The organism is Microbacterium sp. Bi128 (assembly GCF_918698205.1).
Genome location: NZ_CAKKMM010001147.1, coordinates 1 through 1,657, shown reverse-complemented (window position 1 = coordinate 1,657; position 1,657 = coordinate 1). Strand labels below are relative to the sequence as shown.

Here is a 1,657-nt window from a genome sequence, read left to right as displayed (position 1 = left end):
GAGATCGAAGGACGCGGTCTTGTGACTCGCGCTCACGCAGAGCAGCACATCCATATTCTACGCCCGGCCCCCGCGCGGTATTCCTGGTCGCCTCTCGACGTCGAGGCATCCTCGTCGCTCAGCGGAGCCGAGTGGAAGGATGGATGCCATGGCCACCCCCGACGCGCCCCTCCTCCGTGCCCTCCGTGGCGACCGTCCCGAGCGGCAGCCGGTGTGGTTCATGCGACAGGCGGGGCGCTCGCTCCCGGAGTACCGCGACCTGCGGGTCGGCACCCGAATGCTCGACGCGTGCCTGACCCCGGAGCTCGCGGCCGAGATCACGCTGCAGCCGATCCGGCGCCACGGGGTGGATGCCGCCATCTTCTTCAGCGACATCGTCGTGCCGCTGCGTCTCGCCGGTGTCGACGTCGAGATCGAGCCGGGTCGCGGCCCGGTGTTCGCCGAGCCGGTGCGCACCGCCGCCGACGTCGCGCGTGTGACCTCGATCGATCCCGCCGACGTGGCGGCAGCGGCCGAGCCGGTGCGCGAGGCCGTGCGCCTCGTGACCGGCGAGCTCGACGACGCCGTGCCGCTCATCGGCTTCGCCGGTGCCCCGTTTACGCTCGCGGCGTACCTCGTCGAGGGCGGTCCGTCGAAGGAGCACCTCCGCGCCCGGGGCATGATGTACGCCGACCCGGAGTCGTGGCATCGGCTCGCCGGGTGGCTGGCGGAGGTGTCGAAGGCGTTCCTCGACGCGCAGATCGCCGGCGGCGCCCAGGCGGTCCAGCTCTTCGACTCGTGGGCCGGCTCGCTGTCGCGATCGGCGTTCCTCGAATTCGTCGCTCCGCACTCCCGCACCGCGCTCGAGGGCATCGAGGTGCCCCGCATCCACTTCGGCGTCGGCACCGGGCCGTTCCTCGCCGACATGCGTCTGGGGGGCATCGCCGACGCGGTCGGCGTCGATTGGCGGATGCCGCTCGACGAGGCCGCTGCCATCGTCGGCCCCGACACGACGCTGCAGGGCAACATCGACCCCGCGCTGCTGGGGGCACCGTGGCCGGTGCTCGCGGCTCACATCGATGACATCCTCGCGCGGGGCCGCGCGGCGCGCGCGCACATCCTGAACCTCGGTCACGGCGTGCCGCCCGACACCGACCCGACCGTCCTCAGCCGCATCGTCGCCCACGCGCACGGGGAGACGATGTGAGCGACCCGCTCGAGAGGCTCGCCGAGCACGCGCACGAGAGCCGCATCGTCATCGCGGGCGGGGGGATCTCCGGTCTCGTCGCGGCGCTGGAGTGCGCCAAGGTCGGCATGCAGGTCACGGTGCTGGAAGCCTCCGACGTGTTCGGGGGAGTCGTGCGCTCGGCCGAGGTGGGCGGCCTCACGCTCGACGTCGGGGCGGAGAGCTTCGCCACCCGCGGCGGGATCGTCCGCGGCCTGCTGTCCGAACTCGGGCTCGCCGATCAGGTGGTCGCCCCGAACCCCGCCGGAGCGTGGGTCGCGGGGGTCCCCGGAATCGGGGCGGCGCCGTTGCCGAAGGGCGGGATCCTCGGCATCCCGGACAATCCGTGGGCACCGGACGTGCGGCGCGTGATCGGGTGGGCGGGCGCCTGGCGCGCGTACGTCGATCGCCTGCGGCCGCCGCTGACGATCGGTCACCAGCGCAGCCTCGGTG

Annotated in this window: 2 protein-coding genes; both read left to right on the top strand. The window is 73.0% G+C overall.

Translation table 11 applies throughout. The features are described 5' to 3' along the window. Positions 1-148 precede the first annotated feature (148 nt). On the top strand, positions 149-1,186 hold the full coding sequence (hemE, locus tag LQV45_RS30660; RefSeq protein WP_230011037.1) for a uroporphyrinogen decarboxylase: 1,038 nt from the start codon (positions 149-151) through the stop codon (positions 1,184-1,186). After that, positions 1,183-1,657 (top strand): NAD(P)/FAD-dependent oxidoreductase (locus tag LQV45_RS30655; RefSeq protein WP_230011026.1); only part of this gene is annotated, 475 nt, incomplete at its 3' end. The genes hemE and LQV45_RS30655, both read left to right, overlap by 4 nt.